Source organism: Halomonas sp. I1, from assembly GCF_032334135.1.
Lineage (GTDB): Bacteria > Pseudomonadota > Gammaproteobacteria > Pseudomonadales > Halomonadaceae > Halomonas.
This window is the reverse complement of record NZ_JAVXUS010000005.1, coordinates 12,820-38,915: the sequence shown is the minus strand read 5'-3', so window position 1 is coordinate 38,915 and position 26,096 is coordinate 12,820. Positions and strand designations below refer to the sequence as shown.

The following is a 26,096-nucleotide window of genomic DNA, read 5'->3' as shown; positions in this document are numbered from 1 at the left end:
CCGAAGGGTTCGAGTCTAGCCAGACGTCGGATGGCGAAACAACGCGCACACAGGCACATTGCTTGTGCATTCACGCACAACCATCGATGCCCCGGAGTTCCCCCATGCTCGACTGGCAGGACATCCAGATATTCCTGGAGGTAGCACGCAGCCAACGCCTCGCCGACGCCGCCCGACGCCTGGGGCTCGACCACTCTACCCTGTCGCGCCGCACACGCCGCTTCGAACAACGCCTCAATACGCAGCTCTTCGAACGCAGCACTCACGGTTATCACCTCACCGAGGCCGGCCACCGCCTGCTGGCTCACGCCGAGGAAATGGCGCGCCATGCCTTCGAGGCCGGCGAAGGCCTCACCGACCAGAACCATCGGATCAGCGGCCAGATTCGCCTCGGTGTCACCGAAGGCTTCGGCACCTGGGTGATCGCGCCGTTGCTCACCGCCTTCTGTGAGCGCCACCCGGGCGTCACCCTGGACCTGCTGGCCCTGCCCCGCGTGGTCAACCTGAGTCGTCACGAGGCCGACCTGGCGATCACCATCGAACGCCCGTCTAGCCCGGGCCTGGTGATTTCGCGACTCTGCGACTATCGCCTGCGCCTCTATGGCAGCCAGGACTACCTGACCCGCCACGGCAGCCCCGGACGGCTCGCCGACCTGAGCCGACACCAGCTGATCGGCTACGTCGACGACCTGATCTTCAGCGAGCAGCTCAGTTACCTCGACCCCTTGCTCGACCCGGCCGTGGTCGGACATCCCGGCCCCCATTTCACCATGCGCGGCACCAGCGTCACGACCCAGCACAGCGCCTGCCTGCACGGTGCCGGACTCGCCGTGCTACCCTGCTTCATGGCATCCACCACACGGGAGCTATCCAGTCTGCTGACCGATGATGTGGATATCGTGCGGCAATTCTGGATCACCGCGCGCCAGGAACAGCGCCGTCTCGCCCGGGTACGCTTGCTCTGGGAATTCCTGCGCGATGCCCTGGCGATCAATCGCGACTTCCTGATGGGCGAGGGCTGCGAGCTGACGGTCCCCCGGCCCCCCGGCTGAACCGGAAACACGATATGCATCGCCCGTCACAGTCCCTATTGAATGATGCTATCACTATGGTTGGAAAAGGCATTTGGCAACACCCTGACCGCAAGGAGTAGCTTGAAGATGGCAGGACACGCCCCGAATGCTGCCTCGTTTCGAAACGGAATCGACATCCACGAAGGGGCGAGTCCCACACGTTGTAGTTCCACCCAAGACGCTTATTGATCGGGGGAGAAAACCATGGGCGAACAACAGAATGGCAAGGCGGCTGGCCAGTGCCCTGTGATGCACGGCAGCAATACCAACATGCGCGGCCAGGGCACGGAAAACCGTGACTGGTGGCCCAACCAGCTCAACCTGGGGATCCTCCATCAGCACACCACCAGGTCGAATCCCATGGGTGAGGGGTTCAACTATGCCGAGGAATTCAAGAAACTCGACCTGCCGGCGGTCAAGCAGGACCTCACCGATCTGATGACCGACTCTCAGGACTGGTGGCCGGCCGATTTCGGACACTACGGCGGCCTGATGATCCGCATGGCCTGGCACAGCGCCGGTACCTATCGCATGGGCGACGGCCGCGGCGGCGCCGGGGGCGGCCAACAACGCTTCGCGCCGCTCAACAGTTGGCCGGACAACGTCAACCTGGACAAGGCCCGCCGCCTGCTGTGGCCGATCAAGCAGAAATACGGCAACAAGCTGTCCTGGGCCGACCTCTACGTGCTGGCCGGCAACGTGGCGCTGGAGTCCATGGGCTTCAAGACCTTCGGCTTCGCCGGCGGACGCGAAGATACCTGGGAGCCGGAGGAAGATATCTACTGGGGCGCCGAGAAGGAATGGCTCGGCAGTGACGAACGCATCGTCGACAAGCAAAACCGGGAGCTGGAAGACCCGCTGGGCGCGACCCACATGGGTCTCATCTACGTGAACCCGGAAGGGCCCGAGGGCGAACCGGACCCGGTCAAGGCGGCCCACGACATCCGCGAAACCTTCGCCCGCATGGCGATGAACGACGAGGAAACCGTGGCACTGATCGCCGGCGGCCACACCTTCGGCAAGACGCACGGCGCCGGGACGGAAGAGCAGGTTGGCCCCGAGCCGGAAGCGGCCCCCATCGAGATGATGGGCCTCGGCTGGAAGAGCAGCTACGGCAAGGGCATGGGCGAAGACACCATGGGCGGCGGCCCGGAGGTGATCTGGACCCAGACGCCCACTCAATGGAGCAACTACTTCTTCGAGAACCTGTTCGGCTATGAATGGGAACTGACCAAGAGCCCGGCCGGCGCCTGGCAGTTCGTCGCCAAGGACGCCCAAGGCGATGAAATCCCGGGGCCGGAGGGCAGCTCGAAGCGTCGTCCTCCGATGATGCTGGTCACCGACCTGTCACTGCGCTATGACCCGTCCTACGAGAAGATTTCGCGCCGCTTCTACGAGAATCCGGAAGCATTCGCCGATGCCTTCGCCCGCGCCTGGTTCAAGCTGACCCACCGCGACATGGGCCCGAAAGCCCGCTATCTCGGCCCGGAAGTGCCCGACGAGGACCTGATCTGGCAGGACCCGGTACCGCCGGTGGATCACGAGCTGATCGATGCCCAGGACATCGTCGAGCTCAAGCGCAAACTGCTCGGCTCCGGCCTCACGGTTTCCGAGCTGGTATTCACCGCCTGGGCCTCCGCCAGCACCTTCCGCGGCTCCGACATGCGTGGCGGCGCCAACGGCGCCCGCATCCGCCTGGCACCGCAGAAAGACTGGGAAGCCAACCAGCCCGAACGCCTGGCCAAGGTGCTCGAAACGCTGGAAGGCATTCAGGACGACTTCAATGCCGCCCAGTCAGGCAACAAGCGAGTGTCCCTGGCCGACCTCATCGTGCTCGGCGGTGCCGCCGCGATCGAGAAGGCCGCCAAGGACGCCGGACACGCCATCGAAGTGCCCTTCTCGCCGGGTCGTACCGATGCCACGGACGAGCAGACCGACGCCGACTCCTTCGAGGTGCTCCGCCCCGAGGCCGACGGCTTCCGCAACTACCGTCGCACCCGATTCACCGTTCCCGACGAGGAACTGCTGGTCGACCGTGCCCAGCTGCTGGGACTCTCCGCGCCGGAGATGACCGTACTGGTCGGCGGCATGAGGGCCCTGGGCGCCAACCATGGCGATGTGGCGCATGGCATCCTCACCGACCGCCCCGGCACGCTCACCAACGACTTCTTCGTCAACCTGGTGGACATGGGCACCGACTGGCAGCCGGTCTCGTCCGAGGAAGACCTCTACGAGGGACGCGACCGCAAGACCGGCAACCTGAAGTGGACCGCCACCCGCGTGGACCTGCTCTTCGGCGCCAATGCGCAACTGCGCGCCCTGACCGAGGTCTATGCCCAGAACGACGCCGAAGAAAAATTCATCAAGGACTTTGTCGCAGCCTGGAACAAGGTGATGGACGCGGACCGCTTCGACCTCGCCTGAACCGTCCTGCCTCGCGCAGAGGCACTAAAGAAGCCGCGTCGGCCCCGGGCCGGCGCGGCTTTACTTCGGCTTGATGGTCTCGCCAATGGCAAGACCGGGTTCCCGTCGAGGCTCGGCATCGATGGCGACTCAGAACGCGTCGATGGGTACCTTGAGGTAGACCTGGCCATTCTCCTCGGCGGGAGGCATCTCGCCGGCGCGCATGTTGACCTGCACCGCTGGGATGATCAGCCGCGGCATGCCCAGGGTCGCGTCGCGCTCGGTGCGCATCTTGACGAACGCCTCCTCGCCGACCCCCTCATGCACATGAACGTTGTGAGCGCGCTCTTCGGCCACCGTGGTCTCGTGGCAATATTCCTCGCGCTCCGGCGCCTTGTAGTCGTGGCACAGGAACAGGCGCGTCTCGCCGGGCAGCGCCAGCACCTTCTGGATGGACCGGTACAACGCGCGGGCATCACCTCCGGGGAAGTCACAGCGTGCAGTGCCATAATCGGGCATGAACAGCGTATCGCCGACGAAGGCCGCATCGCCGATCACGTAGGTCAGGCAGGCCGGCGTGTGTCCCGGCGTGTGCAGCACGCGACCTTCCAGGTTGCCGATGGCAAAGGTGTCAGCCTCCTCGAAGAGGCGATCGAACTGGCTACCGTCGCGCGCCAACTCGCTACCCACATTGAACACCTTGCCGAAGACCTCCTGCACCACGGTGATATTGGCGCCGATGCCGGTCTGCCCGCCCAACCTCTCGTGCAGATAAGGCGCCGCCGAGAGATGGTCGGCGTGAACATGGGTCTCGAGAATCCACGCCACCTCCAGGCCATTATCGCGCACGAAGGCAATGATCTCGTCGGCGGAGCGGACATCGGTACGACCGGCGGCGTAATCGAAATCGAGCACCGAGTCGAGGATCGCACACGCCTTGCTGGCGGGATCCTGTACCACGTAACTGAAGGTATTGGTGGGCTCGTCGAAGAAGACCTGGACGATGGGCTGCTGGGACATGGGATGCCTCCGTTTGCAGCAAAGAATGAGGGACACCGTTGCTGGCACGTCCCGGAAAGAGACCATGAGTCATCGAGCTCGAGACCTCAGGTACCGCAGAAGGTTCGCAAGACTTTCTCCGCATCGCGCGGCGGCCGGGTGTAATCGACCTCGGTGTCCGGCGTCGTATAGGGATCGGTGATCACTGCCAGCAAGGCCTCGAAGGGCCCGAAGTCGCCCTGCTCGGCGGCGGCAATGGCCTCGGCGACGCGATGGTTGCGGGGCACTACCGCCGGATTGGCGGCGTTCAGGCGTGTCACGATCTCGTCGTTCGACACGCTCTCCCGGCCCAGGCGTTCGTGCCAGCGCGGCAGCCATGTCTCGAGCTCGTCGGTCGTCTCGAAGATTTCCCACAGGCGTGGCGCCTCGGCCAGCGACTCGACGGCATCGGCCAGATGGCGAAAGGCCAGGTGGAAGTCGGCGCGCCCGGTACGCATGGCATCCAGCAGCGCCTGGGCGAGCTCGCCATCACCGTCCTCCTCGGTGGCCAAGCCAAGCTTGGCACGCATCACCTCACGCCAGCGCGCTTCGAAGCGTTCCGAGACATCACGGATGATCGGCGTGGCGCGCTCGACGGCACGCTCACCATCGCTGTCGATCAGCGGCACCAGCGTCTCGGCGAAGCGTGCGAGATTCCACTGGATGATCACCGGCTGATTGACGTAGGCATAGCGCCCCTGCTCATCGATGGAGCTGTACACCGTGCGCGGATCAAAGGTGTCCATGAAGGCACAGGGACCATAATCGATGGTCTCGCCCGAGATGGCAGTGTTGTCGGTGTTCATGACGCCATGGATGAAGCCGACGCCCATCCAGCGTGCCACCAGCTCGGCCTGACGCTCCGCCACGGCATCGAGCAGCGCCAGGTAACGCTCGCCGTCATCGGTGCGGTCGGCGAGATGCGGATAGTGACGGGCGATGGCCTCGTCGGCCAGCAGGCGCACCGCCTCGGTATCTCCCCGCGCGGCGAAGTACTGGAACGTCCCCACGCGAAGGTGGCTGGATGCCACCCGCGTCAACACCGCGCCGGGCTCGGGAATGCGGCGGAAGACGCGCTCGCCGGTCGTCACGGCGGCCAGCGCCCGGGTCGTCGGAATGCCCAGGGCCTGCATGGCCTCGCTGACCAGGTATTCGCGCAGTACCGGACCGAGCGGTGCCCGCCCGTCCCCGCCCCGCGAGAAAGGCGTGCGGCCACTGCCCTTGAGCTGGATATCGCGCGGCCGCCCCTGGCGATCGATCACTTCGCCCAGCAGAAGCGCTCGGCCATCGCCGAGCTGTGGCACGAAGTTGCCGAACTGGTGGCCAGCGTAGGCCATAGCCAACGGCTCGGCACCCTCGGGCACCGTGTTGCCGGCGAACGCCTCGGCGGCCTCGTCGGCATCGAAGGCGCCGAGATCGAAGCCCAGCTCGTCGGCGAGCTCCCGGTTGAAGGCCACCAGCCGGGGGCGTTCGACCGGCGTGGGCAGGCATTCGGCGCGCAACCGCTCGGGCAGGCGCACATAGCGCAGGGAAAAGCTCGGGAACATGACGCCTCCTGTACAGTGGGCCTCTCAGGAAATGCTGAATAAATTGCCGAGCATCGTGAAGCGCAAGGCGCCCGGAGCACAGAAAGCGAGACATAACGAAGAGTTAGGCGAGCTTTTGAGCACCGCGTAACGCAGCGATTTGCATGCGCAGGCATTTATGCAGTTTTTCCCTCACACTACAAGGACAGGCGATGCTGGCCAACATTCCCGAACACGGTGAAGATCATGCCTCCTGCGCCGACATTTCCTCGGCCTGTTCGACACGGCTGGCGACGAAGGTGCGATAGTCCTGAGCGACGCATTCGGCATAGCTGACCGCCAGGGTGGTGACCATGTCGGTGAAGTGATCCATTCGCCCCTCGAGCCGTGCACAGACGCTGCGTGCGAAACTGCCAGGATCCTCCGGATACAGGGCCCGGGCACCGCGCAGGTGCTCCCGGGCAAGGATACGCCCCCAACGCTTGACCAGCTTGCGGTAGGACTTGCCGTCATCCAGCTTGTGGGTCGGAAAGTCATCCTTGAAGGGCGAGCGCTCGCGCACCGAGTACACGGTGTCCCCGATGTGCAGCCACCCCAGATACGGATCGGGATGTTCGGCGATGGCATGGAAGGCGGCGGCATGGCGTGCCCCTTCATGGGGAAAGGCACGACGCCAGGCCCGTTTCTCGGCGGCATTCATCAACCGCCAGCCCTCCGGCGTTGTCTGCTGCTTGATGTCGAGGATCACATCGTCGTGCTCGTGATCGCGCCCGCCCTCGATCAGCGCATAGTAACGTTCCAGGCCCAGCGAGCCGGTGCCGGCATCCAGGCGCCGCGCCAGATCCTTGACCCTGAAGTGATCCTCCTCGGCCTCGGCACGCTCGCTGCGCAGCGTCTCGCGGTATTCCCCCTCGATGGCCTTGCGCAACTGGCTGGCCAAATGCGCCGGCAGGCGAGCGAGCTTGTCCGGGCGCTCAGCGAAGCGGCGTCCTTCATCGCTCATGCGGGTCCACTTGTCCAGCATCCTGGCGCGGCTGCGCTTGGCGGCGACCTTCTCGAGAAAGGGCGCGACAGGCCCCTTGGCGGTCTCCAGGGTCACACCGTCGGGGGCTTCCCCATTCAGGTGGCCGGCCAGTTCATCGTGATAACTCTCGGTCAGCGTCGCCAGAGCCTTGTCGATCGCCTTGCGTGACAGACCGACGTTCTCGCGGGCATCAAGCACCAGGCTGATCGCCAGCCGCCACAGATCGTATTGGTAATCGCCGATCATGGCATCGTCAAAATCATCCATGCCGTACCGCACGGTATCGTCGCGATGCCCGTATGCGCCGAAGTTGTAGGCATGGGCGTCGCCCTGCAGCCAGGTCTGGGTCTCGGGCAAACCGCCATAGAGGGCGAAGCGCCAATCATGCCAGACATCATCCCAGTAGAGGTGGTTGGTGCCCCGGAAAAAGCGGTACGGCGACTCGGCCAGCTTGGCGTACTTGGCTTCGCGATCCGCCTCGGACAGCCCGGCATTGGCGGCGGCGATCGCGTCCAGCACCTGGCGGGGGCGGTTATGGCGTGTCAGGGGTTGTGGCATGTGACATCTCCCGATGATCGACGAAGGCCGCCGACGCGGCCCCGTATCAGTCAAGCAAGCCCACTGCCCACAGGCAAGCCCGGCTAGTCGGACAAGCCATTGAACAGGACCACCAGGGGCAATACCGGGCAGACGAAGCGGATGTACCAGGGCCAGAGCTTCCAGAAAAGTGTGTTCTCGATCTCGGGCGCCCCCCGGCGCAGCTCCTTCAGCTTGGCATTGCGCGACAGCAGCCAGCCCACGTAGAGACACACAAGGGCACCGATCAGCGGCATGTTGTAGGTGATGGTGACGGTGATCGCCCAGCCGAACAGCGGATCGAAATGCATCAGGATCAAGGTGGATATCGCGAAGATCACCACGCCCATCAGCAGGGTCGCCCAGCGCCGCGAGACTCGACCGGTCTCGACGAGGGTCGCCACCGGCACCTCCAGCACGGGAAACATGGAGGTCAGGGCGGCGATCGCCAGCAGAGCGAAGAACAGCACCTCGAGTCCGGCGCCCAGTCCGCCAAGCTGGGCGAACATCGCCGGCATCACGTCGAACAGCAGCGTCGAGGAGCTCTGCAATTGCCCGTTGGCGTCGAAGATGTCCACCCCCAGCTCGTCGGCCACGAACATCGAGGGCACGATCAGCAACCCGGCGATAAAGGCCACGCCCATGTCGATGAACATCACCTGGGCGCCGGTCCTGGGCAAGCTGGCCTCGCGGCTCAGGTAGGAGCCATAGATCACCATGGCACCGACGCCGATGGACAGCGAGAAGAAGGCCTGGCCCATGGCGTCTACCACCAGTTGGCCGGAGACCCGGGAGACATCCGGCACCAGGTAGGCGGCGAGCCCGGCGGTGGCGCCGGGCAGGGTCATGACCACCAGGATCAACGCCAGCATCAGCACGATCAACAACGGCATCAACCGCTTGGACCAGCGCTCGATACCCTTGTTGACCCCGGCCAGCACCACGCCGACGGTCACCAGCATGGCCAGGCTGGCCAGCCACCAATCCTTCCAGAAGCCGACTTCGTCGAGACGCACTGCCCAGGCCTCCAGCCCCAGCAGGTCGAGCAGGGGCACCAGGGTGTCACCGATCAACCAGCCGGTGACGATGGCGTAAAAAGCCTGACCCAGGCAGGCCGTGAGGATGGCCAGGACGCCGATGGCGGCGCCCAGCCGACCGGCAGTGCCGGGCCCACCGACGCGCGACATGGCCTGGATGACCCCGCTCTGGGCGTAGCGCCCCAGGGTCAGCTCGGCCATCAACGCCGGATAGGCGAGGATGAAAGCCATCACCAGATACAGCAGCAAAAAGGCACCACCGCCATTGTTGGCGGCCATGGACGGAAAGCTCCAGACGTTGCCCAGGCCTACGGCGGCACCGGCCGCAGCCATCAGAAAGCCAAAGCGAGAAGAAAACTGCGCTCTTGTCGTGTTCATGACGAAAGAATCCATGGGGAGTCGCTGCGCGACTCCGCTATCGTTGTTGTGGTGGCCGCCTCGGCGGCCTAGAGATGGTCGAGAACGTCGAAATGATCACAGCCCGGCAGGTCGACGAGTAAAGCCTCACGACCGGCGGCATGCAGCGCGGCCACGAAGTCGCGCCCCTGGGCCCGGAAGGCCGGCGGGTCGTGCTCGGCGATCATCACCCGGCTCGGCGGCAATTCGGCCAGTTCGCCGAACAGCGGACTCAATGCCCGAGCCCGCGCTCGGTCCAGCCCCAGCGGTGCATTGACGTAGGTGTCGACCAGCGGGGTCAGGTCATAGACGCCGCTGACCAGCAGCAACCCGTCGAGGCGCGTGCCACCCTCGGCGGCCACCCGGCAGGCCAGTTGGGCGCCGGCACTATGGCCGCCCAGGGTCACGAAGCCGGCGCCGCCGTACTCGCCGAGCGCCGCGAGCGCCACTGCCAGCCCCCGTGCGCACTGCTCGCTCATGGTCTCGATCGACGTCTCCGGCGCCAGCCCATAGCCCAGGGAAGCGAAGGCCATGCCCCGGGCCAGATAGCGCTCGGCCAGGAAGTCGGTGGCGGTGTGGTCCAACGCCTGCCAGTAGCCGCCGTGGATGAACGCCATCAGCGGCCAGGGTCCCGCACCCTCTGGGACGAACAGGTTCAGCTGGGCCGCTGGTTCCTCACCATCGTCCAGCCGGCGGGGCCGGTGACGTATCACCAGTTCGGCCCCTTCAGCGGCTTGCCGGGCCAGAGTGGCCTCGTCGTCCCGGGCGAAACGGCTCGGCGAGTAGGCATGGTCCCGCGCCTCATCGGTCATGGCATCCGCTCCCTTGTCTTTCCCTGCCGTCAGGTCACCGCGGAGCGGACATGAAACTGCGGATCCCGGTACTCACCGCTCTCCAGCACCTCGCGGAAGTGACGGGCCGCCTGCCAGACGTCCTCGAAACTCAGGTAAAGCGGTGTGAAACCAAAGCGCATCAGTCCGGGCTCGCGGTAGTCGCCGATCACCCCACGGGCGATCAATGCCTGGACGATGGCGAAGCCGTTCCGGGTATCCAACAGCGACACCTGACTGCCCCGCTCCCCGGCTACCGGGGTGATATCGGCGATACCAAAGGGATCAAGCAAGTCGGCCAGGCAGTCACGGAACAGTTCGCTCATCGCCAGACTCTTGTCGCGCAGCGCCTGCATGTCGACCTCGGCCCACATTTCCAGCGAAGCCTCCAGAGCGCTGTAGATCAGCGCCGAGTGAGTACCGGTACGAAAGCGGGTGATATCGCCGGCCGGCGCATAGTCCGCCTCGAAAGCGAAGGGCGCAGCATGCCCGTGCCAGCCGGACAGCGGCTGCCAGCCACTGTCCTGGTGATCGCGGTGGACATACAGGAAGGCCGGGGCACCGGGGCCACCGTTGAGGTACTTGTAGGTGCAGCCCACGGCATAGCGGGCACCGCAACCGTTCAGGTCCACCGGTAGCGCGCCGGCCGAGTGGGCCAGGTCCCAGATGACCTCGGCGCCATGCTCATGCACCTGGCGGGTAATGGCCGCCATGTCGCGCAGCCGACCGGTGCGGTAATTGACCTGACTCAGCACCACCACAGCCACGCCGTCCAGGTGGTCGGCCAGCTCGGCTCCCTCGGGCAGAAAGCGGTGCTCGAAGTCGCCGAAGCGGCAGAAGCCCTGGGCGATGTAGCCGTCGGTCGGAAAATTGCCGTCCTCGCTCAGCACCACACGGCGCCCATCGGTCCGCTGGCCGGTGATATAGCCCAGCAGCTTGAAGATATTGAGCGTGATGTTGTCGGTGACCACCACTTCCCCCTCGCGCGCCCCCAGTACCGGGGCGAGCAGGTTGCCGAGCCGCTCGGGGGCGTCGAACCAGCCCTGGTTCCAACCCTTGATCAGTTCATCACGCCACTGGTCCATGGTCTCGGCGACGGCTTCCCGGGCGGCGGTCGGCTGGGCGCCCAGAGAGTTGCCATCTAGGTAGAGCACGCCCTCCGGCAGAGTGAAGTGTGACTTGAAACCCGCCAGGGGATCCTGACGGTCGAGCTCACGCGCATGGTCCAGGCTCACGCTCATGTCGAGTCTCCGGGTAGGGAAAAGGGAATCGCTGCGGGGCATTCTAGGAGCAGATGGATGATGAGGGGTTGCGTTTTTACACGGTCTGGACCACCGTTCATGCAATATTATTGCAAAAACCTGCCTCATAAAGAGAAATGACATCACTCGATCGTTTCGACCTGAAACTGCTGCATATTCTGCAGCGCGATGCTCGCCTGACGCTGGGACAACTCTCCGAGCGGGTGAATCTCTCCACCAGTCAGTGTTCGCGACGCATTGCACGACTGGAGCGCGAGGGCGTGATCCAGGGATATTCGCTACGCGTCTCCCCTCATGCACTGGGCCTGCAGGTCACCGCATTCATCTTCCTCTCCATGGACAAGCGTCGCATGAATGACCCACAGAGCGCCGTGGCCGGACTATTGGAAAGGGACGAGGTCATCGAATGCCATACCGTCACCGGCAATCACGACTTCATCATCAAGGTAGTGGTTGAAAGCCTCGGCGCCCTGTCGAACTTCCTCGCCGAGGTCGTCAGCCCCCTGGAAGGCATCCACGACATCGCCACCCAGGTGGCCATGGACACCCTCAAGACCAACGGGCCGCTGAGAACGGACTGACGCATTCACTTCCGATTCCGGCTAGTTTCCTCGTCACGCCGCGATACACTCGTGGCATGATCCTTGGATGCATCACAGGGTAGAGGAAGTGAGATACGCCGCCATGCTGGACCCCGCCCAGTGCCGCCAGGCCCGCCTGGCCCGGGACGCCCGCTTCGACGGCCGTTTCGTGGTCGCCGTGACCACCACCGGTATCTACTGTCGTCCGATCTGCCCGGCGACGCCGCCCCATGAACGCAACGTGCGCTACTTCGACAGCGCCCTGGCCGCCTCGCAGGACGGCTTCCGCCCTTGGCTGCGATGCCGGCCGGACAGCGCGCCGGATTCGCCCGCCTGGCGAGGCACGCACACCACCTTCGAGCGGGCCCTGCGGCTGATCGACGAGGGCGTCCTGCGCGACGGCTCGCTCGGGGCGCTGTGCGACCGGCTCGGGGTCGGCGAGCGCTACCTGCGCCAGCTGTTCCAGCAACGCCTCGGCGTTTCCCCCAAGGCCTATGCCCTGCATCGCCAATGCCTGTTCGCCAAGCAGTTGCTGCACCAGACGACGCTGCCGATCACCGAGGTTGCCTATGCCAGCGGCTTTCGCAGCCTGAGACGTTTCAACGATGCCTTTCGCCGTCACATCGGCCTGGCTCCCCGGGAATTGCGCCGCCACGGTGACGATGGCGTCGATGGTCTGACACTGATGCTTGCCTATCGTCCCCCCTATGCCTGGCGTCCCTTGCACGACTTCCACCGACAACGGGCCATCGACGGCCTGGAGTGGGTCGGCGAACATCATTACGGACGACACATTTACTGGGGGCATGCCAGAGGCTGGTTCACCGCCGAACATGATCCCGCGCGCCACGCTTTCAGGGTCCGGCTGGCACTGGACGATCTCGCCGTCCTGGCACCCGTTGTGCGGCGGATTCGCCGATGCCTCGACCTGGATGCCGACACCGAGACCATCGAGGCCCATCTCGATCGTGTCATTCCGGGGCTACCGCTGACCGAAGGGCTGCGCCTGCCCGGCGTCTGGTCACCGTTCGAAGCCGGCGTGAGGGCGATCCTCGGCCAGCAGGTCTCCATTGTCGCCGCCCGCCGGCTGGTCGGCACCCTGGTCGCCCGACTGGGCGAGCCGACCGAGACCGGCCATCATTTCCCCACCCCCGAGGACGTTGCCGCCAGCGAGCTCGACTTCCTGCGCATGCCCGGTGCCCGCAAGGCAACCCTGCAACGCTTCGCGAGCTGGTACGCTGGTGCCGAGTCGGGCGATGACCCGCTCCAGTGGACGGCCCTCAAGGGCATCGGTCCCTGGACGGCGAACTATGCCGCCATGCGCGGCACCGGACACCCCGATATCTGGCTGGACGGCGACGCCGGGGTACGGCGAGCCCTCGGCCGCCTGGGTGGTGTCGATCCGGCCAGCGCCGCGCCCTGGCGCAGCTACCTGACCCTTCAGCTATGGTCTCAGGAACCGGCACCCGACAACCTGGAACCGAACGTCATGGAGGCGACCCGATGACCGATGCCCTCGACTACTACCAGCCACCGGAAAGCGATGCCCTCGGCCTGCTGCGACTGAGCGCCACGGCCTCGGGCCTCACGGAGATTGCTTTCGTCCTGGAAGAGGACGAACCGTCTCGACCCAATGCCCACACCGAGCAGGCCCGGGCCCAGCTCGCCGAATACTTCGCCGGCACCCGCCAGGCCTTCGACCTGCCGCTCGCCCCCGAGGGCACCGACTTCCAGCGGCGCGTCTGGGAGGCGCTCACCACCATTCCCTACGGGCAGACGCGCAACTACGCCGAGATCGCCGAGCAGCTCCGCTGCAAGGGCGGGCAGCGCGCGGTGGGCGCCGCCAATGGCAAGAACCCCATCGCCATCGTCGTGCCCTGCCATCGCGTCATCGGCAGCGACGGCCGGCTCACCGGCTATGCTGGCGGCATCGGCCGCAAGCAGTGGCTGCTGGCCCATGAGGCTGGCGAGGTACCCTTTCAGCTGGCCTGAAGGGAGAGGCACTGGCTTCCCTCAGACGGTTTCTTCCCGAAGAGCGCCGAGCCGGCGCACGCTGGCGACGAAATCGCTGAACCGTTCCCCCTGGATGAGCACGTGATCGCGTAGCGCGTGCTCGGCCCGCTCGGCATCCCCCGCTTCGATGGCATCGACGATCTCGCGATGTTCGTCCAGCGAGCTGCCCATGCGCTGGCGCACCTGCAGCTGCAGGCGCCGATAGGGCTTGAGCCGTTGCTTCAACTGGCGCGCCTCGCTGTCCAGGAAGCCGTTGTGGCTGGCCCGATAGATGCAGTCGTGAAAGGCCGCGTTCTCGTAATAGTACTCGTCGGGATCGCCCGCTCGGGCCGCCGCCTCGCATCGCGCCAGGGCCTCGCGCAGTGTCGTCAATTCCTCGTCGCTGATCCGCCGCGCGGCCAGTCGACCGCACATGCCCTCCAGCTCGGCCATGACCTCGAACATCTCGATCAATTGATCGATGCCCACCTTGGCCACGAAGGTTCCCTTCTTCGGTGAGACCGTGACCAGTCCGCTGGCCACCAATTGCTGGATCGCCTCGCGAACCGGCGTTCTCGAGACCTCGAACTCGCGACCCAAGGCCTCCGGGTCCAGGCGCTCCCCCGGGGCGCGCCGTCCATTGATGATGTCGTCTTCCAGTGCATCGCGAAGTCGCTGCGTATTCGACCGTTTCATGGCCTGGGCTCCTCCCGTCACGCGCTTGCCTCACCCCTTGGTCTAATGTCCTAAATTTGACACTGGTATTTCAATACGTCTATTGAAGTATACATCAGCGTAGCTGATACACACTTCATACAAGAACAATCTCGATGGAGAGACGCCATGAAACGTTCATACATGCCTCCCCTGGTGGCCGGCCTGGCCCTCGCCACCCTCGCCGCCAGTTCCTCCGTGTCCGCCCAGACGGTACTTCGCGCCTCCCACCAGTTTCCCGGGGGACAAGGCGACGTGCGCGACGAGATGGTCCAGTTGATGGCCGAGAAGGTCGCCGACGCCGATGTGGGCCTGGAGGTCGAGGTCTATCCCGGGCAATCGCTGTTCAAGGCACGCGAACAGTGGTCCGCCCTGACCCGCGGCCGGCTCGACATCACCGCGCTGCCGCTCGACTACGCCAGCGGCCGCCACCCGGAGTTCTCCGCCACCCTGATGCCCGGCCTGGTGCGCAACCACGAGCATGCCCAACGTCTGAACGACTCCGAGTTCATGGGCATGATCAAGGACGTCATCCAGGAAGGCGGCGCCCGAGTGCTGGCCGATGCCTGGCTGGCCGGCGGTTTCGCCTCCAGCGATCGTTGCATCACCTCGCCGGATACCGTCGACGGCCAGAACTTCCGTGCCGCCGGCCCGGCCTTCGAGCAGATGCTCGAAGCCGCGGGGGCATCGATCACGTCCATGCCCTCCTCGGATATCTACACCGCCATGCAGACCGGCGTGCTGGATGCCGCCAACACCTCGTCGATGTCCTTCGTCTCCTACCGCATCTACGAGCAGGTCGAGTGTCTGACCGAACCCGGCGAGCACGCCCTGTGGTTCATGTACGAGCCAATCCTGATCTCCGAGCAGAGCTGGCAGGAGCTCGACGAGTCGCAGCAACAGGCACTGACGGAAGCCGGCCAGGCCGCCGAGGAATTCTTCGCCGAAAAAGCGGCCGGCCTGGATCAGCAGATGGTCGATGTCTTCGAAGAGAATGGCGTCGAGGTCGTCAGCATGAGCGAAGAGGATTACAACGCCTGGCTGGAGGTCGCCAAGCAGAGCGCCTACCAGAACTTCGCCGAGAATGTTCCCGATGGGCAGGCCCTCATCGACGCCGCCCTGGCCGTCGATTGATCCGGTTCTTCTCCGCCACCGACACCGGCTCGACAGCGCCGGTGTCCCTGACTCCGGGAGGACGACATGGCCATGGCCAACTCTTCATCCTTCGCCAGACGCCTGCCCCCCATCGATCTCTACATTCGCCTGATGGACAGCGTCTCCCGCTACGCGGCCTACCTGGCCGCCGCGATGTTCATCGCCGGCGTGTTATCGGTCTGCCACATGGTCTTCGTGCGCTACTTGCTGGGCATGAGTACCAGTTGGCAGACGGAGTTCACCGTCTTCTCCGTCACCGCCGCCATGCTGATGGGCAGCGCCTATGTACTGATGACCGGCGGCCACGTCGCCATCACCCTGCTGCCCGACCTAGTCGGCGGCGTGACCCGCAGGATCATGCAATGGGTGGCTTCGCTGTTCGGCCTGGGCTTCTGCGCGGCCCTGAGCTACGGCTCCTGGATCTATCTGGCAGAGGCCTGGCATGGCCAGTGGACCACCGGCACGGTATGGAATCCCCCCCTCTGGCCGGCCCTGGTACCGGCGGCCGTAGGGACCAGCCTGCTGACTCTGCAGTACATCGCCGAACTGCTGCGTGGGGAGGCCTGACATGGATCCAGTGACGCTTGGCATCATCGTCGCCGTCGCGCTCATCGCCTTGATGGCCATCGGCACCCCCATCGCCTTCGCCCTGGGCGGCGTCTCGCTGCTCGCGCTACTCTACGATCGCGGCCTGCCCGAGCTTACCTACTTCGGCGAAACCTTCTATCACAGCATCGCGGTTTTCGGCTTCGTGGCCATTCCCATGTTCATCATGATGGGGGCGGCCGTGGCCTCCTCGCCCACCGGCCGCGATCTGTATCGCTCGCTTGACCTGTGGATGGGCCGGCTGCCGGCGGGCCTGGCGGTTTCCAATATCGGGGCCTGCTCGATCTTCGCCGCCCTCTCCGGCTCGTCACCGGCAACCTGTGCGGCCATCGGCAAGATGGGCATCCCCGAAATGCGCGCTCGCGGCTACCCGGACGGCGTCGCCGCCGGCTGCATCGCCGCCGGGGGTACCCTGGGCATCCTGATTCCACCCTCGGTGACCATGATCATCTACGGTATCGCCAGCGAGACTTCCATCGGCCGGCTGTTCATTGCCGGCATCGTGCCGGGCTTCATGCTGGCGGGCCTGTTCATGGCCTGGACGATCATCGCCTGCAAGCTGGCCGGCGGCTACGCCAACCCGATGGCCCAGGGCGCCGACAAGCTGAAGGCGACCGTCAAGGCCAACGCCGACACCAACATCAAGGCATTGATCCGGGTTCTGCCCTTCCTGGCCGTGGTGGCGGGCATCCTGTTCGCGCTCTACGGCGGGGTCGCGACACCCTCCGAGGCAGCCGGCGTCGGCGCCTTCCTGTGCCTGGCTCTGGCCATTCTCATCTACCGCATGTGGCAGATCGGCCCCATCAAGCTGATCATGCGCGACTCCCTGCGCGAAAGCGTGATGATCATGCTGGTGATCGCCTGTGCCGAGATCTTCGCCTACGCGCTGTCCTCGTTGTTCATCACCCAGACCGTGGCCGGCGCCATCGCCGACCTGGAGGTCAATCGCTGGGTCTTGATGGGCGTCATCAATGTCTTCCTGCTGGTAGCCGGCTTCTTCCTGCCGCCGGTGGCGGTGATCGTGATGACCGCGCCGATCCTGCTACCGATCATCCTGGCCGCCAACTTCGACCCTTACTGGTTCGCCGTGGTGCTGACCATCAACCTGGAGATCGGCCTGATCACGCCGCCGGTCGGCCTCAACCTCTTCATCATCAAGGGCATCGCGCCAGACATTTCGCTGCGCAATATCCTCATGGGCAGCCTGCCCTACGCCCTGTGCATGGTGCTGGCGATCGTCCTGCTGTGTTTCTTCCCGGGCCTTGCCCTGTGGCTACCCGACCTGATCATGGGCTGAAGGAGTCGACGTCATGAACATGACCTTCCTGCAGGAGATGTTCAACAACATCACCCAGCGCGACGCGCTACTGCGCCGGCGCCACGGGTACAACACCACCCCCGACCACGCCGATCTGGTGGGCGCCTGCCGCGCCCTGCTGGAAAGCGATGGCGAGGCCTCGAGCATCGCCCTGGCCAGCCGCGCCCTGGCCATGTACGAACGGCTGGATGGCACCCAGCGTCGACTTTTCTTCGCCCGGCTCGCCGAGGAGTTCGCCGCCGACCCGACGCGCATCGATCAGGCCTACGCCACCTATCGCGAGACGCGCGACAACGCCACCCTGAACACCCTGTTCGCGGCCTGCGAACCGCGGCGCCAGGAACTGTTCCGGCGGCTCAACCTGGCCAGCGATGGCACCTACCAACTGGTCCGCATGCGCGAGGACCTGCTCGCCCTGCGCCGAGAACATCCCGAGCTGGCGGGCATCGACGCCGACTTCGCCCACCTCTTCGCTTCCTGGTTCAATCGCGGCTTCCTGATGCTCAAGCGCATCGACTGGAATACACCGGCCTCGCTGCTCGAGCGCATCATTCACTACGAGGCGGTGCACGAAATCCATGACTGGAACGACCTCCGTCGTCGTCTCGATACCCGCGACCGACGCTGCTTCGCCTTCTTCCACCCCGCCATCGGCGACGAACCGCTGATCTTCGTCGAAGTGGCACTGTGCAAGGGCCTGCCGGACCACATCCAGCCGATCCTGGCAGGGGAAGACAGCGAGGTGGAGAGCCCCGAGGATGCCGACACCGCCGCCTTCTTCGGCATCAGCAACTGCCAGACCGGCCTGCGCGGCATTTCCTTCGGCAACTTCCTGATCAAGCAGGTGGTACAGGAGCTCAAGCAGGAGCTGCCCCAGCTCAAGCACTTCGTCACCCTCTCGCCGGTACCGGGCTTCGCCCGATGGCTGGAAGCGCAACGCGACGATGACAGTACCTCCGAGGCACAGCGCGAGGCGCTCGATGCCATGGACGAGCCGGGCTGGCATCGGGACCCCGAGCGCGCCGAGGCCCTGAAGGCCGTCGTTCGGCCGATGGCGGCCCGTTACCTGGCGCAGGAGAAAAACGACCGGGGCCTGCCGCTCAATCCGGTGGCTCGTTTCCATCTCGGCAACGGCGCCGAACTCCACCGCATCAACTGGCTCGGCGACGTCTCCGCCAAGGGACTCGAGCAGGCCGCCGGCCTGATGGTCAATTACCTCTACGTCCTCAACGACATCGAACGCAACCACGAGAACTACACCGCCAACGCCACCGTGGCCTGCTCGAGCGAGGTTCGCGACCTCGCCCGCAAGGCCAGGAAACAGCAGGCCAAGGGAGAGCCGAGATGAGCCACAACCTCTTCGAGACATTCGCCAGCCGCATGCAGGAGCGCGGCGATGCCGACTTCATCACCACCCGCGAGGGGCGACGCTACTCCTACGCCGACACCCTTGCCGAAAGCGCACGCCTGGCCGGCGCCCTGAGCGCGCTGGGCGTGTCGCCCGGCGACCGGGTCGCCGTCCAGGTCGACAAGAGTCCCGAGGTCATCCTGCTCTATCTGGCGTGCCTGCGTGTAGGCGGTGTCTATCTGCCCCTCAACACCGGCTATACCGGCGACGAGATCCGCTACTTCCTCGCCGACGCCGAACCCGCCCTGTTCGTCTGCCGCCCCCAGGTCCACGAGACGGCCAGCGCCATCGCCGCCGAGACCGGCTGCCCCGCAGTGGTCACCTTGGGAGCCGATGCCGACGGCAGCCTGCTGGACGAGGCTGCGAACGCCACACCGCGTGACGAGGTGACGCCACGAGAGGCCGACGACCTGGCCGCCATTCTCTACACCTCCGGTACCACCGGGCGTTCCAAGGGCGCCATGCTGACCCACCGCAACCTCGCATCCAACGCCGAGACCCTCGTGGATGCCTGGCACTTCGACGCGCAGGACCGGCTGATCCATGCCCTGCCGATCTTCCATACCCACGGCCTGTTCGTGGCCTGCAACGTCACCCTGATGGCCGGCTCCAGCATGCTCTTCCTGCCGAAGTTCGACGCCGACGTGATCTTCGAGGAATTGCCCCGCGGCACGGTGATGATGGGCGTGCCGACCTTCTACACCCGGCTGGTGGCCGACGAGCGCCTCACCCCGGACGTCACCGCCGACATGCGCCTTTTCGTCTCCGGCTCGGCGCCGCTCACCGCCGAGACCCACGAGGCCTTCGAGGCCAGGACCGGTCACGCCATCCTCGAGCGCTACGGCATGACCGAAACCAACATGAACCTTTCCAACCCCTACGACGGGGAACGCCGCGCCGGCACCGTGGGGCACCCGTTGCCCGGCGTGGAGATCCGCATCACCGACCGCGAGACCGGCGAGGACGTCCCCGCAGGTGAGATCGGCATGCTCCAGATACGCGGCCCCAACGTCTTCATCGGTTACTGGCGGATGCCCGAGAAGACCCGCGAGGAACTGCTGGAGGATGGCTTCTTCATCACCGGCGACCTGGCCATGATCGACGAACGAGGCTATGTGCAGATCGTCGGCCGGGACAAGGACCTGGTGATCTCCGGCGGCTACAACGTCTATCCCAAGGAAGTCGAGCAAGTGATCGACGAGCTCGAGGGAGTACGGGAATCGGCGGTGATCGGCCTGCCCCACCCGGACTTCGGCGAAGGCGTCACGGCGGCGGTAGTCTGCGAACCGGGCGCCAGCCTCGATGAAGCGAGCGTGCTCGAGCACCTCCAGGGCCGCCTGGCCAGGTTCAAGCAGCCCAAGCGCGTCTTCTTCGTCGACGCCCTTCCCCGCAACACCATGGGCAAGGTGCAGAAGAACGAGCTGCGCCAGCGCTTCGACGCCACCTACCGCTGAACCGGTCCCATGACGGCGACGGCACCGCGATGGCGGTGTCGTCGCCGTTGAGAGAGCCCCTTCACGCCCCGTCTGTCCGTGCTGTCGACTCCCTCGGCCTCAAGCCTCGGGCGCCTCCAGCCATGCGCGGTGCTCGATGATCAGCTCGGCGAGGAAATCGGCCAGCGCCCGGACGCGCGGCGCCCTCGACAGGTCGGTCTGGATGACCAAGTAGATCGCCTGGGCGACGCCGATATCCGCCTCGAGGCAGACCAGGTCGGTCCCCCGCGCCAGCAGGTGCGGCAGCACCGCCAGCCCGAGCCCCGCCGAAGCCGCCGCCACCTGGGCGTCGAGCGAGGTGGTGGTCAGGGCGGGCTCCCGGCCATCGAGAATACCTTCCACCCAGCGGGAGGCCGGCAGATGCGCCTGCCGCTCCCCCCAGGTGATAAAGGCATCGTCGCGATAGTCGTCGGCCCAACGCCGCGCCAGATAGTCGGCGCCGGCATAGAGCCCGTAGCCCAGGGTGCCCAGCCGCCGCAGCGAGACATTGCCCCGCTCGGGCTTGACCATGCGGATCGCCAGGTCGGCGTCCCGGCGCTGCAGGTTGGCGGTCGCGATGTCCGTGACCAGGTCGATGGCGATCCCCGGATGACGCTCGCGAAACGCCGGCAGGGCCGGCAGGATCAGACGGGTCGCCAGGTTCTCGGCCGTGGCCAGCCGGACTCGCCCGCTCAACGCCTCGTCCGCCTCGACGCCCGAGGCGAAGGCATGGGCGGCGGCCTCCAGTGCCTCGGCCCTGGCCACCAGGGCATGCCCCTCCGCGGTCAGCGAATAACCCGACTGGAGGCGCACGAAGAGTGGAATCCGCATCGCGGCCTCCAGCCGCTCGATGCGTCGACCCAGGGTCGCGATGCCCACGCCGAGCGAGCCGGCCGCCCCGCTCAGGGTGCCGTGGCGCGCCACGGCCAGGAAGGCCTGGGCATCGTTCCAGTTGACCCGCCGCGAGGCCGGCTTTTCATTCCCGGCAATCCGCTTTCCAGACTCGTTCATGTTGCTCGTTCCTGGTGTGTGTGACGCTGCCTGCCGATACGTTTCGCATCACGACAGGAGATTCCAGCATGCAACGACGCACCCTCGGACAGGACCTGACGGTATCGGCCATCGGCCTCGGCTGCATGGGCATGAGCGAATTCTACGGTCCGCGCAATGATGACGAATCCCGGCGCGTGTTGGCCAGGGCAGTCGAACTCGGCGTGGACTTCTTCGACACCGCCGACATGTACGGCTCCCACCACAACGAGACCCTGATCGGCGATTTCCTGTCCCGCCAGCGGGCAGAAGTGAAGGTCGCCACCAAGTTCGGCATCGTGCGCCGCCCCGGCGAGTACCAGCGCCGCCTGGACAACAGCGCCCGCTATGCCCGCGAGGCCTGCGAGGCCTCGCTGCGCCGGCTCGGCGTCGAGCGGATCGACCTCTACTACGTGCATCGCATCGACCCCGAGCGACCGATCGAGGACACCATCGACGGGCTGGCGCGGCTCGTCGAGGAAGGCAAGATCGCCCGTATCGGCCTGTGCGAGGTCAGCGCCGAGACCCTGCGTCGGGCCCACGCCGTGCACCCGATCAGCGCCGTGCAGACCGAGTATTCGCTATGGACGCGTGATGTGGAAGACGCCGTACTGCCCACCTGCCGGGAGCTCGGCATCGGCTTCGTGCCCTACTCGCCGCTGGGCCGCGGCTTCCTCACCGGGCGCTACCAGGACGCAACGGCCTTCGAGGAAGGGGATTTTCGCCCCAACCTGCCACGCTTCGCCCCGGAAGCGATGGCCGCCAACCGGCGGATTGCCGAGACCATCGCCGAACTGGCGGCCGAGAAGGGCTGCACGCCGGCCCAGCTGTCGCTGGCCTGGCTGCTCGCCAAGGGCCCCGACATCGTGCCGATTCCAGGCACCAAGCGGCTGCGCTATCTCGAGGAGAACGCCGCGGCGGCCAGCCTCACCCTGACCACCGAGGAACGACAGCGGCTGGAAACGATCACCGCGCGACTCCCGGTGACCGGCGAGCGCTATACCGCCGAGGGCATGAAGGGAGTCAACGCATGAGCGATGTTCATCCGAGTCGGCGCAATGAAGCCCTGGCCCTGCTGGCGCGCCTGGAACCCGAAGCGCCAGCCAAGGTCGCGCGCAACCTCGACGACTTCCACGCCGACGCCGTCGAGATCCTGCTCGGCTTCGCCTTCTCCGACGTCATCTCTCGCGACGGCATCGACCTCAGGACCCGCGAGATGCTGACGGTGGCGATGCTCGGCGCCATGGGCACGGCTCAGGGCCAGCTGGAGTTCCACCTGCGCGCGGCGCTCAACACCGGCGTGACGCGCGAGGAAATCGTCGAGATCGTCTTGCAGGTGGCGGTGTATGCCGGCATCCCCGCGGCGATGAACGCCATGAGCGCCGCCAAGGCGGCCTTTCGGGCACAGGATGCTCGCTGACAGCGGGGCGTGATACCGGCGTTTCGTGCCCTACACCGGCAGATGCAGGATGGCGCCGCGCAGGGCAGTCTCGTCGGCCCACAGCTTGCCCAGGGTCAGTGGTAGCGTGAAGCGGCGCCGCCGGGATTGAACAGCAGCCGGCCGTCGCGCCACTCGTTGCGTGCCTTGTGGGAGTGGCCGTGCAGCACGGCATCGCAGGCAGTGGCGCCATCGAAGTCGGCGATATCGTGCACCAGGTGCAACTGCCAGCCGTTGACCGCGAGGTCCTGATGCCAGGGCAGGCGCTCGGCCCACTCGGCGGTATCGACATTACCGCGCACGGTGTAGACCGGTGCCAGCTCGCCCAGCCGCTCGAGGATCGCCTCGTCCCGGTCCCGGCTGCCCACGTCGCCGAGGTGCAGGATCAGCCCGCAGCCCTCGAGCATCGCCAGCGCCTCGTCGCGCAGCGTGCCATGGGTGTCGGCGATCACGCCGATCGGGGCATCGAGCTCGAAAAGCGCGGTGTTCATGCGCGACTCCCGTAAGGCAAACATCCCCATGGTGACGCCCAAGGATCGAGAGGGCCAGGCCGCTAGCGCGTCACCACCAGCAGGCCGATAAGCAAGGCCGCCCCGCCCGCGAGGAAGTTGATCGTCAGGGGCTCGCCGAGCAGCAGCGCGCCGAACAGCAAGCCGAACATCGGCGACAGAAACGAGAAGATCCCCAGCTGCGAGGCGAAATAGCGCCGCAGCAGCGAGAACCACAGCAGCAGCGCGGCCAGCGAGATGACCAGCGTCTGGAAGGACAGGCTGGCGACCACCGCACCGGTCGCCTGGATGCGGCCGAGGTCGCCGAGCCACGCGGTCACGGGCAGCAACAGCAGGCCGGTGAAAGCGAGCTGATAGAACAGCGTCTGGACCGGGGGCACGTCGGACAGCGAGGAGCGGCGTATCACCAGGGTCGTGGCGGCCCAGGCGAGACCGGCCAGCAGCCCCAGAATATCGCCCCGCAGGATGTCGCCGGCATTGTCGATATCGGTCGCGGGGGCCATGGCGAGCACCATGCCGGCGAAGGCCAGCCCGACGCCCATCCACTGGCGACGCGTCAGTTGCTCCCCCGGCACCAGCAGGTGCAGGCCCAGGGCCGCGAACACCGGCGCCGTATAGAGAAACACCGACATGTGCGAGGCCAGCGTGTAGTTCAACCCCCAGGCCACGAACACGAACTCCGCGGCAAACCCCAGCCCCACCAGGATGCCCGGGCCGAGATGGGCGCGAAGATCGCCGACTCGAATGCCTTGCCGATAGGCCAGCGCCGCCACCAGCAGCGCCGCCAGGGATGAGCGCAACGCAATCTGGGCCAGCGGCGCGATATCCGCCGCGACCATCTTGATGGCCACCTGCTGAAACCCCAGCGCCAGGCAGAACAGCACCATCAGCGCACTGGCCTGCATGTCCAGGTGCCGTCGTGCCGAGCCGACGCCGGCCGGTGCCATAGCATTGCTCAACTGCTTGGACTCTTGCATGTCGCCCCCTTGGCCGTAATAGAGGCCAAGTGGAGCATTTGAGGTCGCAGGCGCCAAACGATTAATCTGGAGGCCAAGGCTCAGGAAAAATCATCCTATGAAGATCGAACGCCTCCCCCTGAATGCGCTGCGGGCATTTGCCGAGGCGGCGCGTACGGAAAGCTTCAAGCACGCCGCCAGCCGGCTGGGCGTGACCCCCGGTGCGGTCAGCCGCCAGATCAAGCAGCTCGAAGACCGGCTCGGCATATCGCTCTTCGCCCGGCATGCCAACGGCGTGCAGTTGAACGCGGCCGGGCGACAGCTGGCCAAGGACATCGACAGCGGCCTCGAACGCATCGCCGCCGGGGTCATGGCCGCCCAGGAGAGCGCGCGGCGCGCGCCCATGCTGACGCTCAGCGCCCCGCCTTCCTTCATGCAGCTGTGGCTGTTGCCGCGGCTGGCGGATTTCGACGCCAATGTGGGCGGCATCGACATCTCCCTGGAGGCCACCCAGTCATTGACGATACCGGCCTGGCAAGGCGACGGGGCCCGCCTGGCGATCCGCTACGGCCGTGGCCCCTGGCCGGACGTGACGAATCACCGCCTGTTCGGCGACGAGCTGTTTCCCGTCTGTGCCCCGTCCTTGCTGGAGCGGAATGACCGCCCGATGGAGCCTGCCGACCTGGCCCACCATACCCTGCTCGAAGTCGGCTGGTGTTCTACGCAGGGCGCCACCTTCCCCGGCTGGCAGGCATGGCTCGAAGCCGTCGGCATCGCCGATCGAGTCGCGCCGCCGCAGCGTCGTTACTCGCTATATGGCCTGGCCATGGATCAGGCCATCGCCGGGCGCGGCATCATGCTGGCCACTCACACCGTCGCCATGGACCGACTGGAAAGCGGCGTACTCGTGCGCCCCTTCGGCGAGTGCCATGTGCTCGCCTCGCCCATGACCTACGACCTGCTGACGCCTCCGAGCGGCGAAGCCCCGCCCGCCGTCGCACGCTTCATCGACTGGCTGCTGAACGAAGCCGCCGCCTTCGAGCAGGCGACGATCGGCAAGAGCCGCTGAACCGCCCGTTTGAGCGCTCACGGTTGTGTCCAGTCCGCCGCGCCTTCGCGGTCCAATGGCCAGGTGTCCAGCGCCAATAGCGGCGCCAGTGCTGCCCAGGCGTCGTCCACGGTCTCGGGGCCGAACAGATAGGCGTTGACGATCATGCCGTCCAGCGTCACCTGAACGAGGCGCGCCAGCTGCGGTGCGGACACGCCTTCCTGCCCAGCGATGATCTCCTCGACCAATGCCTTCACCTCAGCCTTGTGGCGCCGCGAGAGGGCCAGCAGGGAAGCCGGCTCCCGGGCATATTCCTCGGTCGCCTTGAGGAACATGCAGCCGTGGAAGTCCTCTGAGGCGAACCAGCGTGCATGCCAGTCGAAGACGGCGCGAAGGCGCTCCCGAGGTGTCGTCCGGGCGGCCACGGTTTCCCTGAGGGACGCCATGAAGCGCTCGTGGCGCTGTGCCAGCACCGCCTCCACCAGCGCCTCCTTACCGGGGAAATGGTGGTAGAGCGTCATCTTCGAGACCCCGGCCTCGTCCCGGATCCAGTCCACACCGACGGCGTGATAGCCGTATTCCCCGAACAGTCGGGTCGCCGTCGCCAGGATGTCGTCGCGCTTGGCCATGAACATACCTCCTCATCATCAGGAGTCTTGCATCGATGCATGCATGCTACTACTGTACAGACCTGTCTGTACACAA

Annotated in this window: 24 protein-coding genes; 13 read left to right on the top strand and 11 right to left on the bottom strand. The window is 65.8% G+C overall.

Features of this window, described 5'->3' with window-relative positions; genetic code table 11:
• Window positions 1-104: 104 nt before the first annotated feature.
• Window positions 105-1,052: a LysR family transcriptional regulator gene (locus tag RSO41_RS08140; RefSeq protein ID WP_315618613.1), complete on the top strand. Its 948-nt coding sequence runs from the start codon at window positions 105-107 to the stop codon at window positions 1,050-1,052.
• Window positions 1,053-1,277: 225 nt separating this feature from the next.
• Window positions 1,278-3,497: a catalase/peroxidase HPI gene (katG, locus tag RSO41_RS08135; protein WP_315618612.1), complete on the top strand. Its 2,220-nt coding sequence runs from the start codon at window positions 1,278-1,280 to the stop codon at window positions 3,495-3,497.
• A 129-nt stretch (window positions 3,498-3,626) separates the two neighbouring features.
• On the opposite strand, the gene RSO41_RS08130 is transcribed toward katG, so the two are convergent.
• From RSO41_RS08130 to kynU, 6 genes are all read right to left on the bottom strand, one after another.
• Window positions 3,627-4,496 (bottom strand): MBL fold metallo-hydrolase, encoded by an 870-nt coding sequence (locus tag RSO41_RS08130; RefSeq protein ID WP_315618610.1) that lies wholly within the window; start codon window positions 4,494-4,496, stop codon window positions 3,627-3,629.
• Window positions 4,497-4,582: 86 nt separating this feature from the next.
• Window positions 4,583-6,061: a protein adenylyltransferase SelO gene (locus RSO41_RS08125; RefSeq protein ID WP_315618609.1), complete on the bottom strand. Its 1,479-nt coding sequence runs from the start codon at window positions 6,059-6,061 to the stop codon at window positions 4,583-4,585.
• A 223-nt stretch (window positions 6,062-6,284) separates the two neighbouring features.
• The gene (locus RSO41_RS08120; RefSeq protein ID WP_315618608.1) at window positions 6,285-7,622 is read right to left on the bottom strand and encodes a DUF2252 domain-containing protein; all 1,338 of its coding nucleotides are present in this window, start codon (window positions 7,620-7,622) and stop codon (window positions 6,285-6,287) included.
• 83 nt (window positions 7,623-7,705) lie between these two features.
• The gene (locus tag RSO41_RS08115; RefSeq protein WP_315618607.1) at window positions 7,706-9,055 is read right to left on the bottom strand and encodes a sodium-dependent transporter; all 1,350 of its coding nucleotides are present in this window, start codon (window positions 9,053-9,055) and stop codon (window positions 7,706-7,708) included.
• A 68-nt stretch (window positions 9,056-9,123) separates the two neighbouring features.
• Window positions 9,124-9,885 (bottom strand): alpha/beta hydrolase, encoded by a 762-nt coding sequence (locus RSO41_RS08110; RefSeq protein ID WP_315618606.1) that lies wholly within the window; start codon window positions 9,883-9,885, stop codon window positions 9,124-9,126.
• A 29-nt stretch (window positions 9,886-9,914) separates the two neighbouring features.
• Window positions 9,915-11,144 carry a kynureninase gene (kynU, locus tag RSO41_RS08105; protein WP_315618605.1) on the bottom strand — a complete coding sequence of 410 codons (1,230 nt, stop codon included), beginning with the start codon at window positions 11,142-11,144 and terminating at the stop codon, window positions 9,915-9,917.
• A gap of 137 nt (window positions 11,145-11,281) precedes the next feature.
• Here kynU and RSO41_RS08100 point away from each other — a divergent pair, with 137 nt between their 5' ends.
• The 3 genes from RSO41_RS08100 to RSO41_RS08090 all read left to right on the top strand — a co-directional run bounded on the left by RSO41_RS08100 (window position 11,282) and on the right by RSO41_RS08090 (window position 13,738).
• On the top strand, window positions 11,282-11,746 hold the full coding sequence (locus tag RSO41_RS08100) for an Lrp/AsnC family transcriptional regulator (RefSeq protein ID WP_315618604.1): 465 nt from the start codon (window positions 11,282-11,284) through the stop codon (window positions 11,744-11,746).
• A gap of 103 nt (window positions 11,747-11,849) precedes the next feature.
• Window positions 11,850-13,253, top strand: a complete 1,404-nt coding sequence (locus tag RSO41_RS08095) for a DNA-3-methyladenine glycosylase 2 family protein (protein WP_315618602.1) — start codon at window positions 11,850-11,852, stop codon at window positions 13,251-13,253.
• Complete coding sequence (locus tag RSO41_RS08090; RefSeq protein WP_275285859.1) at window positions 13,250-13,738, top strand: methylated-DNA--[protein]-cysteine S-methyltransferase; 489 nt, start codon at window positions 13,250-13,252, stop codon at window positions 13,736-13,738. Before RSO41_RS08095 ends, RSO41_RS08090 begins: the two co-directional genes overlap by 4 nt.
• A gap of 21 nt (window positions 13,739-13,759) precedes the next feature.
• Here the strand turns inward: RSO41_RS08090 and RSO41_RS08085 are convergent, their stop codons facing one another.
• Window positions 13,760-14,434 carry a GntR family transcriptional regulator gene (locus RSO41_RS08085; RefSeq protein ID WP_315618601.1) on the bottom strand — a complete coding sequence of 225 codons (675 nt, stop codon included), beginning with the start codon at window positions 14,432-14,434 and terminating at the stop codon, window positions 13,760-13,762.
• 147 nt (window positions 14,435-14,581) lie between these two features.
• Here RSO41_RS08085 and dctP point away from each other — a divergent pair, with 147 nt between their 5' ends.
• The 5 genes from dctP (at window position 14,582) to RSO41_RS08060 (ending at window position 20,393) form a co-directional block, all read left to right on the top strand.
• A complete protein-coding gene (gene dctP / locus RSO41_RS08080; protein ID WP_315618600.1) occupies window positions 14,582-15,586 on the top strand; it encodes a TRAP transporter substrate-binding protein DctP in 1,005 nt (334 codons plus the stop codon).
• 66 nt (window positions 15,587-15,652) lie between these two features.
• Entirely contained in the window at window positions 15,653-16,174 is a 522-nt protein-coding gene (locus RSO41_RS08075; protein ID WP_315618599.1) for a TRAP transporter small permease, read from the top strand.
• Window position 16,175: 1 nt separating this feature from the next.
• Entirely contained in the window at window positions 16,176-17,510 is a 1,335-nt protein-coding gene (locus RSO41_RS08070; protein WP_315618598.1) for a TRAP transporter large permease, read from the top strand.
• Between the two features lie 13 nt (window positions 17,511-17,523).
• Window positions 17,524-18,879 carry a malonyl-CoA decarboxylase gene (locus RSO41_RS08065; RefSeq protein WP_315618597.1) on the top strand — a complete coding sequence of 452 codons (1,356 nt, stop codon included), beginning with the start codon at window positions 17,524-17,526 and terminating at the stop codon, window positions 18,877-18,879.
• A complete protein-coding gene (locus tag RSO41_RS08060) occupies window positions 18,876-20,393 on the top strand; it encodes a malonyl-CoA synthase (RefSeq protein WP_315618596.1) in 1,518 nt (505 codons plus the stop codon). The genes RSO41_RS08065 and RSO41_RS08060 overlap by 4 nt, the downstream gene beginning before the upstream one ends.
• Window positions 20,394-20,492: 99 nt before the next feature.
• Here RSO41_RS08060 and RSO41_RS08055 read toward each other — a convergent pair whose 3' ends face one another.
• Entirely contained in the window at window positions 20,493-21,422 is a 930-nt protein-coding gene (locus RSO41_RS08055; RefSeq protein WP_315618595.1) for a LysR family transcriptional regulator, read from the bottom strand.
• Between the two features lie 68 nt (window positions 21,423-21,490).
• Between RSO41_RS08055 and RSO41_RS08050 the strand changes: the two genes are divergently transcribed.
• The gene (locus RSO41_RS08050; RefSeq protein WP_315618594.1) at window positions 21,491-22,474 is read left to right on the top strand and encodes an aldo/keto reductase; all 984 of its coding nucleotides are present in this window, start codon (window positions 21,491-21,493) and stop codon (window positions 22,472-22,474) included.
• Entirely contained in the window at window positions 22,471-22,860 is a 390-nt protein-coding gene (locus tag RSO41_RS08045; RefSeq protein WP_315618593.1) for a carboxymuconolactone decarboxylase family protein, read from the top strand. Before RSO41_RS08050 ends, RSO41_RS08045 begins: the two co-directional genes overlap by 4 nt.
• 95 nt (window positions 22,861-22,955) lie before the next feature.
• On the opposite strand, the gene RSO41_RS08040 is transcribed toward RSO41_RS08045, so the two are convergent.
• On the bottom strand, window positions 22,956-23,369 hold the full coding sequence (locus tag RSO41_RS08040; RefSeq protein WP_315618592.1) for a metallophosphoesterase family protein: 414 nt from the start codon (window positions 23,367-23,369) through the stop codon (window positions 22,956-22,958).
• A gap of 62 nt (window positions 23,370-23,431) precedes the next feature.
• Window positions 23,432-24,364 carry a DMT family transporter gene (locus RSO41_RS08035; protein WP_315618591.1) on the bottom strand — a complete coding sequence of 311 codons (933 nt, stop codon included), beginning with the start codon at window positions 24,362-24,364 and terminating at the stop codon, window positions 23,432-23,434.
• Window positions 24,365-24,461: 97 nt separating this feature from the next.
• Between RSO41_RS08035 and RSO41_RS08030 the strand changes: the two genes are divergently transcribed.
• On the top strand, window positions 24,462-25,412 hold the full coding sequence (locus tag RSO41_RS08030; protein ID WP_315618590.1) for a LysR substrate-binding domain-containing protein: 951 nt from the start codon (window positions 24,462-24,464) through the stop codon (window positions 25,410-25,412).
• A gap of 17 nt (window positions 25,413-25,429) precedes the next feature.
• Here the strand turns inward: RSO41_RS08030 and RSO41_RS08025 are convergent, their stop codons facing one another.
• Window positions 25,430-26,020, bottom strand: a complete 591-nt coding sequence (locus RSO41_RS08025) for a TetR/AcrR family transcriptional regulator (protein WP_315618589.1) — start codon at window positions 26,018-26,020, stop codon at window positions 25,430-25,432.
• Window positions 26,021-26,096: the final 76 nt, after the last annotated feature.

Excerpts from the sequence above, each read along its gene's own strand:
- RSO41_RS08120 (WP_315618608.1), bottom strand. The coding sequence starts at position 7,622 with ATGCCACAACCCCTGACACGCCATAACCGCCCCCGCCAGGTGCTGGAC.
- RSO41_RS08140 (WP_315618613.1), top strand. The coding sequence starts at position 105 with ATGCTCGACTGGCAGGACATCCAGATATTCCTGGAGGTAGCACGCAGC.
- RSO41_RS08130 (WP_315618610.1), bottom strand. The coding sequence starts at position 4,496 with ATGTCCCAGCAGCCCATCGTCCAGGTCTTCTTCGACGAGCCCACCAAT.
- RSO41_RS08055 (WP_315618595.1), bottom strand. The coding sequence starts at position 21,422 with ATGAACGAGTCTGGAAAGCGGATTGCCGGGAATGAAAAGCCGGCCTCG.
- RSO41_RS08125 (WP_315618609.1), bottom strand. The coding sequence starts at position 6,061 with ATGTTCCCGAGCTTTTCCCTGCGCTATGTGCGCCTGCCCGAGCGGTTG.
- RSO41_RS08025 (WP_315618589.1), bottom strand. The coding sequence starts at position 26,020 with ATGGCCAAGCGCGACGACATCCTGGCGACGGCGACCCGACTGTTCGGG.
- RSO41_RS08065 (WP_315618597.1), top strand. The coding sequence starts at position 17,524 with ATGAACATGACCTTCCTGCAGGAGATGTTCAACAACATCACCCAGCGC.
- RSO41_RS08115 (WP_315618607.1), bottom strand. The coding sequence starts at position 9,055 with ATGAACACGACAAGAGCGCAGTTTTCTTCTCGCTTTGGCTTTCTGATG.
- RSO41_RS08035 (WP_315618591.1), bottom strand. The coding sequence starts at position 24,364 with ATGCAAGAGTCCAAGCAGTTGAGCAATGCTATGGCACCGGCCGGCGTC.
- dctP (WP_315618600.1), top strand. The coding sequence starts at position 14,582 with ATGAAACGTTCATACATGCCTCCCCTGGTGGCCGGCCTGGCCCTCGCC.
- RSO41_RS08110 (WP_315618606.1), bottom strand. The coding sequence starts at position 9,885 with ATGACCGATGAGGCGCGGGACCATGCCTACTCGCCGAGCCGTTTCGCC.
- RSO41_RS08085 (WP_315618601.1), bottom strand. The coding sequence starts at position 14,434 with ATGAAACGGTCGAATACGCAGCGACTTCGCGATGCACTGGAAGACGAC.
- RSO41_RS08070 (WP_315618598.1), top strand. The coding sequence starts at position 16,176 with ATGGATCCAGTGACGCTTGGCATCATCGTCGCCGTCGCGCTCATCGCC.
- RSO41_RS08075 (WP_315618599.1), top strand. The coding sequence starts at position 15,653 with ATGGCCATGGCCAACTCTTCATCCTTCGCCAGACGCCTGCCCCCCATC.
- RSO41_RS08045 (WP_315618593.1), top strand. The coding sequence starts at position 22,471 with ATGAGCGATGTTCATCCGAGTCGGCGCAATGAAGCCCTGGCCCTGCTG.
- kynU (WP_315618605.1), bottom strand. The coding sequence starts at position 11,144 with ATGAGCGTGAGCCTGGACCATGCGCGTGAGCTCGACCGTCAGGATCCC.
- RSO41_RS08090 (WP_275285859.1), top strand. The coding sequence starts at position 13,250 with ATGACCGATGCCCTCGACTACTACCAGCCACCGGAAAGCGATGCCCTC.
- RSO41_RS08095 (WP_315618602.1), top strand. The coding sequence starts at position 11,850 with ATGCTGGACCCCGCCCAGTGCCGCCAGGCCCGCCTGGCCCGGGACGCC.
- katG (WP_315618612.1), top strand. The coding sequence starts at position 1,278 with ATGGGCGAACAACAGAATGGCAAGGCGGCTGGCCAGTGCCCTGTGATG.
- RSO41_RS08050 (WP_315618594.1), top strand. The coding sequence starts at position 21,491 with ATGCAACGACGCACCCTCGGACAGGACCTGACGGTATCGGCCATCGGC.
- RSO41_RS08100 (WP_315618604.1), top strand. The coding sequence starts at position 11,282 with ATGACATCACTCGATCGTTTCGACCTGAAACTGCTGCATATTCTGCAG.
- RSO41_RS08060 (WP_315618596.1), top strand. The coding sequence starts at position 18,876 with ATGAGCCACAACCTCTTCGAGACATTCGCCAGCCGCATGCAGGAGCGC.
- RSO41_RS08040 (WP_315618592.1), bottom strand. The coding sequence starts at position 23,369 with ATGAACACCGCGCTTTTCGAGCTCGATGCCCCGATCGGCGTGATCGCC.
- RSO41_RS08030 (WP_315618590.1), top strand. The coding sequence starts at position 24,462 with ATGAAGATCGAACGCCTCCCCCTGAATGCGCTGCGGGCATTTGCCGAG.